The sequence below is a fragment of the Paractinoplanes toevensis genome, from assembly GCF_018332695.1.
In the GTDB taxonomy this organism is placed as follows: Bacteria; Actinomycetota; Actinomycetes; order Mycobacteriales; family Micromonosporaceae; genus Actinoplanes; species Actinoplanes toevensis.
Genome location: NZ_BOQN01000022.1, coordinates 142,582 through 150,243, shown reverse-complemented (window position 1 = coordinate 150,243; position 7,662 = coordinate 142,582). Strand labels below are relative to the sequence as shown.

Below are 7,662 nucleotides of genomic sequence, written 5' to 3'. Positions count from 1 at the left end.
GAACGGGCCGTATCGGCAGGCCGCCGCCTCGCCTCACCACGGCCGGAAAGCCCTCCCCGACCCGACACCTCAAGGGAACCGAGATGACCCAGCCCAGCACGATCAGCGTGCAAGCACCGACACCCAAGATCCGCACTGTCACGTTCGCGAACCCGCCGGTGAACCTGATGGTTCCGGAGACCGTCCACCGGCTGCGCGAGGTGGTCACCCAGTTCAGCGACGATCCGCAGGTTCAGGTCGTCGTCTTCACCAGCGACACGCCCGGCTTCTTCATCAACCACTTCGATCTCGCCCAAGCCGGCGAGCTGCTGACCCAGGACGCGGACGCCACGCCCGCCTGGATCGACCTTGTCGAGCGGCTGTCCACGGCGCCGTTCATCAGCATCGCCTCGATCCGCGGCCGGACCCGCGGCGCGGGTAACGAGCTGGCCCTGGCGTGCGATCTGCGCTACGCCAGCCGCGAGCAGGCGGTATTCGGCCAGCCGGAGGTCGGTATCGGCATCCTCCCCGGCGGCGGGGGCACCCAACGCCTGACCCGGCTGCTCGGCCGCGACCGGGCCCTGGAAGTCGTGCTGTCCGCCGACGACTACGACGCCGACACGGCACGACAATACGGCTGGGTGACCCGGGCCGTACCCGACGCCGACCTGGACGGTTTCGTCGACGCGATGGCGTCACGCCTGGCATCGTTTGACAAGGGCACGCTGCAGACCGCCAAAGCGCAAATCAGCCAGGTGACGCTTCCGCCGCGGACCGAACTCCTCGCGGCGTACACCGCATTCGCCGCGTCGCTGACCTCGCCCGCGTTCGCGGCGCGCGCCCAGGAGATGGGAAAGCTCGCCGAACAGAAGGGCCTCGACGTGGAACTGCGCATGGGCGACTACCTCGCCGTCGCCAACCAGCAGATCTGATTCCCCGCGTGACCGGCCTGCGAATGCCACGGTACGGGGGCGCAGCACCAACAGGCGACCCGCGGCGAATCATCGAGACGGCCGGACACCGGTTCGAGCAGGACGACATCGACGGCTCCGGTATCAGCCCTGCTGGTGGCCGGTGCCGGGGCGATTCGCCGCGCACACGCCGCGGGCCGGGCACAGATCCAGCCGCCTGCCCCACGCCATGACCATCGCGAGCGCTCCTGCGCACTCCACCCCATCGATCGACCAGGAGTCAACATGAAGGCCTTCGTCGTCACCCACTACGGACCCGACGGGCTCCGCGCGGCCGACATCCCCACACCCCCGGTAGGACCTCGTGACGTCCTGGTCGACGTCAAGGCCGCCAGCGTCAACCCCCTCGACATGATGGTGCGCAACGGCGAGTTCAAGCAACTGCTGAAGTACAAGCGCCCGTTCACCCTCGGCCACGATGTCGCCGGAATCATCACCCGGGTCGGCGCCGACGTGCACGAATTCAAGCCCGGCGACGAGATCTACGCACGACCCCGTGACCTGCGGACCGGCACCTTCGCCGAATCGATCGCGATCGACGCCGACGACGTGGCCCGCAAACCCTCCTCACTCTCCTTCGCCGAGGCATCCTCCGTACCGCTGGTGGCGCTCGCCGCTTGGCAGAGCCTCGTCGACCTCGCCGGCGTGCGCCCCGGGCAGAAGGTGCTCGTGCACGCCGGCGCGGGGGGCCTCGGCTCGACCGTCATCCAGTTCGCCAAACATCTCGGCGCGTACGTCGCCACCACCGCCCACATCCGCGACCTCGACAAGGTCCGAGACCTCGGCGCCGACGAAGCCATCGACTACACCACCACCGAGTTCACCGACGTCCTCCACGGCTACGACGTCGTGCTCGACTCCCTCGGCCCGGCCAGTCTCGAAAAATCACTGACGGTCCTCAAGCCCGGCGGACTCGCCATCAGCGTGGTCGGCCCACCCGACCCGGCCTTCGCCGCACAGCTCGGCCAGCCGCTGCTCAAACCGGTCATGGCCTTGCTCAGCCGCAAAGTCCGCCGCCGGGCGAAGCGACTGGGCGTCCGGTACTCGTTCTTCTTCATGCACGCCGACGGCACCCAGCTCAAGGCCCTGGCAGCACTGTACGACGCCGGCACGCTGCGCCCCGTTCTCGACCGCACCTTCGACTTCGACGAGACCCTCGACGCCCTCGCCTACGTCGAGCAGGGCAAGGCCAACGGCAAGATCGTGATCATCCGCTGACCACGACGTCGGTGCAGCCCCGTTGCCGTTGACCGTCCCCAGCCGGGACGGCTCCGTCATCGGCCCGCCCGTACTCGTGGCCAACGGCGAAGGCGACCGGATGGTGCCGACCCGGAACTCGTTCGACCGGGCACGACGGCTGCCGGACAGCGACTGGTGATCTACCCCAGCGCGGGGCACGGCGGCATCTTCCAGTTTCACGCGCAGTTCGCCGACAAGGCCCGGACGGAGTCCGGACTGCTGCGGCGCCATGCTCAGCGAAGGAACTCCTGGGCGTTCTGCATACCCAACTTGAGGACCTCGTCGGCGAACTTCGGGTCGGACAGGGAGCGGGACAGCTGCAGTGTGCCGACCGCCATCGTGAAAAGTCCGAGCGCCTTCGCCCACGCGGATTGCGGATCGTCAGGAGCCAGACGGCCGGCGATCTCGTCCACGATGACCCGCGCACCGTCGGTGTAGGCGTCCTTGGTTGCGGTCGGGCAGCGCCCGATCTCGTCGAGCAGTGCAGCGGAGGGGCATCCGTCGGCGAGGTTGTCCCGGTGCTGCGGCGACAGATACTCGCGCAGGAACTCTTCCAGTCCCGCCCGGCCGGGCGGCAACGCGCTGAAACTCTCGGCCTGCGAGCCCAACTGGTCGGCGACCACGTTGGTGACCAGGTCGTCCTTGGACGCAAAATGGGCGTAGAACGCACCGTTGGTCAATCCCGCGTCCGCCATCAAGATGGCGACGCCAGAACCATCGATACCGTCCTGTTTGAACCGATGACCGGCCACCTCGATGATCCGCTGCCGCGTCGCCCGCTTGTGCTCCTTGTCGTAACGCGCCACCGGGCACCTCCAATCGCTCGCCAAGGGCCTTACGGCACCCAGCCGCAACTATAGCCTGACGTACGTAATATTACGATCAGCGAACAATCCGATCGATGATCCCGACCCGCCCCGGAGGCGGGTTCGGGCGACCTCGAGCCGCCCCGCCATCGATCAGGCGCCGGTGATGCCGGCCGCGGCGCCGGACAACAGGAACGCCTGGGCCGTCGGGGCCTGCCCGACCGCTTGTCCGACCCCGGTCCGCCGAGACGCGACGCGCGGCTTCCGTTCGTTCGTATTGCGGGGATGCAGTTCTCCTCGGAGGGAGGCCGGTCATGGGCGGAAGGGGTCCGTTGCGTTGACCGTTGGGCGGATCGAGGCAAAGTTGACCGATGAAGTCGGTAGTACGGTCTCGTCCCAGGGTGTCCTGCCCGCTCGGCGTTCGCCGGGTTCCGGTTCCCCGGCGAGGTGATCGTGCTGGCGGTGCGCTGGTACCTGCGCTATGGCCTGTCGTACCGCGACGTCGAGGAACTGCTCGCCGAACGCGGGATCGAGGTCGATCACGTCCCGGTCGACCTGGGTACAGCGGCACGCCGTCGCTGGCTGACGCCGCGCGATTCGCACGGCACGCGCCGGGCGACCGGTGGTTCGTCGACGAGACCTACGTCAAGGTCAACGGGGTGTGGCGCTACGTCTACCGGGCCGTCGATCAGTACGGCCACGTCATCGACGTACCCGATAGAAGCCGACCACGGTCGACTCAAACGCCGGCTGCGACCGATGCGGGGACTACAGACTGATCGAACTGCACAGGTGGCGATCACCGGGCACGCCTTCGTGCAGAACCTGCGCCGCGGCCACCACGAACTCGCGGAAGACGCGCGTCCCACGCTGCGGCTCGTCGCGGCCTTCATCGAACTCGCCCAAGCGATCTGACACCCGGCCCGGCAGGGCTCATCACGTCCAGCAATCTCGCAACGCAACAGAGCCGTTTCCCTAATCAGGACTTCATACTGCGGCGATCTGGCCGGTCACGGTAAGAGGGTTGTGCTGGCTGAGCAGAGGCCGAGAGCTGACCGTGGCGCGATGCACGGTGATGCCGAGCAGCAGGACGCTGATCGTACCCACGACGACGTACGCCATGGTCGTGCCGATTCCATCCCAGGCCGTGTGCAGGGCAACCGCCAAGACGTAGGTCAGCGCGAAGGCCATCACCGATCGCAGACGCCAGCCGTGTTGGGCGGCCGACCACAAGGCGGCCGCGGTGAGCCCGGTCCAGGCCATGTGCGCGGCCGGGCTGAGCAGTCCCCGCAGGAAGAGCAGTGCGTCGACGGCGGCGATGCTGCCCTGCGATTGAACGAGCTCCACGAATGCGTACCCCATGGTCTCAAGCACCGCAAAGCCGGCGCCGCACGCGACTCCGATGATCAGCCCGTCGCCCGGCAGCCGCGGCCGCAGGACGAAGACCAGGATTGCCGGCAGGATCAGTTTGGCCGCCTCTTCGATGACGCCGATACCGGCCACCGGAAGAATCCCGAAATCCTTCCGGGAGTCGTACTCGAGTAGGCCGGCAGCTACGACGCCGATGACGCCGCCGAACAGTGCGGTGAGTGCGACGGTGCCACCGCTGACGCCGATCGCGAGCTGGCGCCCTGCGATGAAGGAGACGAAGGTGCAGGGGATGACGGCGGCGCCGAGGAGAATCAGCGACGGCACGAGGTTGGGGTTGAGGGTGGTCAATGTGGCCTGACGCACGGCGGCGAATGCCAGCAGGCCGGCGATTAGGACGAAGGGCCACGTCCATCGACGGATTTGCTCACGGGGTCTCTCCTCCAGATCGTCATGCGTGTGCCGGGTCAGGTTGTGCCGCGCTGGCCGTGGCCCGCATCGCATGATGATGCGATCTGACCGCGTATGCCTTCGGATAGGGGCTGGGTGTCGGGTCACTGGGGCAGGTTCCGGACCGGGGTGGGGGCGAGCTGCCCGGGGTCCGGCTGACCAGAACTGGTGAGCACCGCACGGGCTAGGGCCCTGGCTCAGTTTGCGCCGTCCTGGATGACGCCCCACCCACCGTCGGCAAAGGACAGCAGCAGCACCTGCAGCTGCCTGGTCCGGATCGGGTGGTTCTGACGCTCTCCCATGGCCCACTCGGACGGCCTGAAGTAACCCCACCGGTCGAGTGAACCGGACTTTGTGCCGGCATGATTTAGGTTCTGGCCCACATTTGGGGAGCCGAGACAGTCCCACCGCAGAACAGGGAAAGCTCGGTCAAGCAAGCGCCGAGCGTCATGATCGATCGCACAGCGTTTGTTATAGGTCGACCACTAATGGTGGTTGTAGGTTTCGATCATGAACGACACGATCGAGACCCGCACCCCCGCCCAGCACGCCGCGGCCGAGCATCTGCGGTTGCTGACAGCCGCCGACCTGGACGCCTGGGCTGCCCTCTTCGCCGCCGACGCCGCCTTCACCTTCCCCTTCGCCCCGCCCGGCATGGTCACCGAGTTGCACGGGCGTGAAGCCCTGCACGCGCACATGCGCGGCTTCACCGAAACCTTCGATGCACGGCTTGTGGACCTGACCTTCATCGCTACGGCCAGCTCGCAGGTCGCTGTGGCGCGGGGCAAGCTCGACGGGACTGCCCGGCCCACCGGCAAGCGGTTCCAGCAGGATTTCGTCGTGGTCGTGCACACCGACGCCGACGGACTGGTCACCCGGTTCGACGACTACTGGAATCCGCTGGCCGCCGTCGAGGCCCTGACGCCGGTCGACGCCTGAGGTCGATCATCGCGGATAGGCTGGTCACATGCCTGCTGCCGGGACGACAGTAAAGAGTGACCAGCGCCGCCAAGGTGTAGTCGACGCCGCGGTGGGCTGCTTCGCGCGTAAGGGCTTCTACGGGACGACGACCCATGAGATCGCCGACCGGGCCGGCATCTCCCAGCCGTACCTTTACCGCCTCTTCGTCAACAAGCAGACCATCTTCGTCGCCGTCGTCGAGCACGTCGGCGATCTCCTGACCGAGGCCCTGAGTACGGCCGATACGACAGAGCAGGCTCTGCGAGACGCCTACGCCTCGATCATCGCGGACGGCGACATCCTGCGCTTCCTCATGCAGGCCAACTGTGCCACCGACGAGCCGCTCATCCGCGACGCCGTCCGCGCCTGCTACGCCCGGCAAGTCGCGGTCGTGTACAAGCTGCTCGACGGTGACGAGGAAGCCGTCCGGCGCTGGTTCGCCGTCGGCATGCTCGCCAATGTCACGACCATGCTGGGCCTCGCCGAAATCGACGAGCCCTGGGCCAAGACACTCGCCAGTGCCTGAGTTTGGCCTTCCTCGTCCGTCGCCGATTCGACCGAGGGCTCCCAGAGCGCCACTGCCCGGCAGATGAAAGGGCTGCCGGGCAGTGGCGCTCTCAGCGCAAGGCCAACCGCACCTCAGTAACCCGGGTTCCGTGAAGACCGATCTCTCTCTCCGATACGACCGCAGGTCGGCCATGACGGTTGTATTCGGTTCTGGGTTTCCGGGCCACCATTAGGGAGCCGAGACATTCCCGGCTCCGGATCACGCGAGGGGAACTCGCTTCCTGAGCAGGTCGAAGTTGGCTCGGCCATACATTGCCGCTTGAGCATTTTGATCCGGTTGACGTTGCCTTCGACAGGCCCTGAGCTCCACTGCATGGTGAGGGATGGCCGGATCCTTCACGGCGCGGTCGATCCGTTGCCGCGGCGAGAGTCTTCTGGGGGTGTGGGGGAGGCGGTAGGAGTCGGTGCCGGTCTCGCTGATGTTGCCGCCGAAGGTGAGCCGGTCCACGATCGCGGCGCAGAACCGCGGGTCGGTGAACGTCTTGGTCCACCGGTGCCGGCCCTGCACCGGATGATCGCCACCGAGCTGCTGCGCGAGCGGCTCGTCGAGGGCTCACCCGACCCGCTGCGGCTCGCGCTCACGCAGCTGCTCAAGCCGATGCGCTCGGCCGCCCGCGACGAGCTCATCAACCGAGGTGCCCTTCTCGCGCGTGCCGTCCGAGGCCGCCCGGTAACTGCACGAGGTCGTTGCCCGGCCCGGCCGCCGGGTCACCGTCCTACGCGCCACCCAGCCAAGACCCCCGAGTACTACCTGCGCCGCGCCAGCACCGGCGACGGCGCGTGGGAACCCGTCGCGCCCGGCGGCTACGCCGACGCGCTGATCGCCGACATCCGCCGGATGCTGCTCGAGAAGCTCAGCAACGGCGTCCCGATCGCCGACGTGACCGAGCTCGACCGCGAAATCCGCCGCCACGAGGAGGAGTACGGCCCGCTCGTCGTTGTCCTGCACGACCCGCCCGACCCCGCCCTCGGCGAGCGCCTCAACGCCGAGTTTCCCCGCGTCGCCTTCGTCTACGTCACCCCCGGCGGTGAGACCGCCTACGACGGCGTCCCGCTATTCGGCCTCTCCCCAGCCCAGGAGGTGGCCCTGATCCGCCTCGGCACCAAGCTACACAGCCGCTTTCCCTAAATTGGCGGTCATTGTCAGGGCGACCAAATCGCCCAGCGCATCGCCGACCAGTTGAACGAGACGCTCGATCAGCGCGTCCGGGCCGACATCCAGCGGGGCAGGTGGGGCGGACCCGGCATGGTGACCGTGGCTATCGGCTTCGGCGCCGGCCGCAGGTCGGTGCTCTGATCCAAGCCGAGTGCGGCTCGATCGC

General features: G+C 67.6%; 9 protein-coding genes and 2 pseudogenes. 7 read left to right on the top strand and 4 right to left on the bottom strand.

What is annotated here, in order from left to right; genetic code table 11:
- Positions 1-208 (bottom strand): hypothetical protein (locus Ato02nite_RS51485; protein WP_246606402.1); only part of this gene is annotated, 208 nt, incomplete at its 3' end.
- Here Ato02nite_RS51485 and Ato02nite_RS09445 point away from each other — a divergent pair.
- The 3 genes from Ato02nite_RS09445 (at position 168) to Ato02nite_RS09435 (ending at position 2,328) form a co-directional block, all read left to right on the top strand.
- The gene (locus tag Ato02nite_RS09445; RefSeq protein ID WP_246606401.1) at positions 168-911 is read left to right on the top strand and encodes an enoyl-CoA hydratase/isomerase family protein; all 744 of its coding nucleotides are present in this window, start codon (positions 168-170) and stop codon (positions 909-911) included. The genes Ato02nite_RS51485 and Ato02nite_RS09445 overlap by 41 nt on opposite strands.
- Before the next feature lie 264 nt (positions 912-1,175).
- Positions 1,176-2,168 carry an NADP-dependent oxidoreductase gene (locus Ato02nite_RS09440; RefSeq protein WP_213006030.1) on the top strand — a complete coding sequence of 331 codons (993 nt, stop codon included), beginning with the start codon at positions 1,176-1,178 and terminating at the stop codon, positions 2,166-2,168.
- 22 nt (positions 2,169-2,190) lie between these two features.
- Positions 2,191-2,328: a hypothetical protein gene (locus Ato02nite_RS09435; RefSeq protein WP_213006029.1), complete on the top strand. Its 138-nt coding sequence runs from the start codon at positions 2,191-2,193 to the stop codon at positions 2,326-2,328.
- A gap of 94 nt (positions 2,329-2,422) precedes the next feature.
- Here the strand turns inward: Ato02nite_RS09435 and Ato02nite_RS09430 are convergent, their stop codons facing one another.
- Positions 2,423-2,995 (bottom strand): TetR/AcrR family transcriptional regulator, encoded by a 573-nt coding sequence (locus tag Ato02nite_RS09430; RefSeq protein WP_213006028.1) that lies wholly within the window; start codon positions 2,993-2,995, stop codon positions 2,423-2,425.
- A 447-nt stretch (positions 2,996-3,442) separates the two neighbouring features.
- Here Ato02nite_RS09430 and Ato02nite_RS53220 point away from each other — a divergent pair.
- Positions 3,443-3,910, top strand: a pseudogene (locus Ato02nite_RS53220) (IS6 family transposase).
- Between the two features lie 72 nt (positions 3,911-3,982).
- Here the strand turns inward: Ato02nite_RS53220 and Ato02nite_RS09420 are convergent.
- Positions 3,983-4,729, bottom strand: a complete 747-nt coding sequence (locus Ato02nite_RS09420; protein ID WP_213006027.1) for a PrsW family intramembrane metalloprotease — start codon at positions 4,727-4,729, stop codon at positions 3,983-3,985.
- A 594-nt stretch (positions 4,730-5,323) separates the two neighbouring features.
- On the opposite strand from Ato02nite_RS09420, the gene Ato02nite_RS09415 reads away from it, so the two are divergent.
- Positions 5,324-5,752, top strand: a complete 429-nt coding sequence (locus Ato02nite_RS09415) for a nuclear transport factor 2 family protein (RefSeq protein ID WP_213006026.1) — start codon at positions 5,324-5,326, stop codon at positions 5,750-5,752.
- 28 nt (positions 5,753-5,780) lie between these two features.
- Positions 5,781-6,299 carry a TetR/AcrR family transcriptional regulator gene (locus tag Ato02nite_RS09410; protein ID WP_213006025.1) on the top strand — a complete coding sequence of 173 codons (519 nt, stop codon included), beginning with the start codon at positions 5,781-5,783 and terminating at the stop codon, positions 6,297-6,299.
- A gap of 240 nt (positions 6,300-6,539) precedes the next feature.
- Here the strand turns inward: Ato02nite_RS09410 and Ato02nite_RS52955 are convergent.
- Positions 6,540-6,673 (bottom strand): annotated as a pseudogene (locus Ato02nite_RS52955) (transposase); the annotation flags it as partial.
- A 160-nt stretch (positions 6,674-6,833) separates the two neighbouring features.
- Between Ato02nite_RS52955 and Ato02nite_RS09400 the strand changes: the two are divergent.
- Positions 6,834-7,469, top strand: coding sequence for a hypothetical protein (locus Ato02nite_RS09400; RefSeq protein ID WP_213006024.1), 636 nt, complete (start codon positions 6,834-6,836; stop codon positions 7,467-7,469).
- The last annotated feature ends 193 nt before the right edge of the window (positions 7,470-7,662 follow it).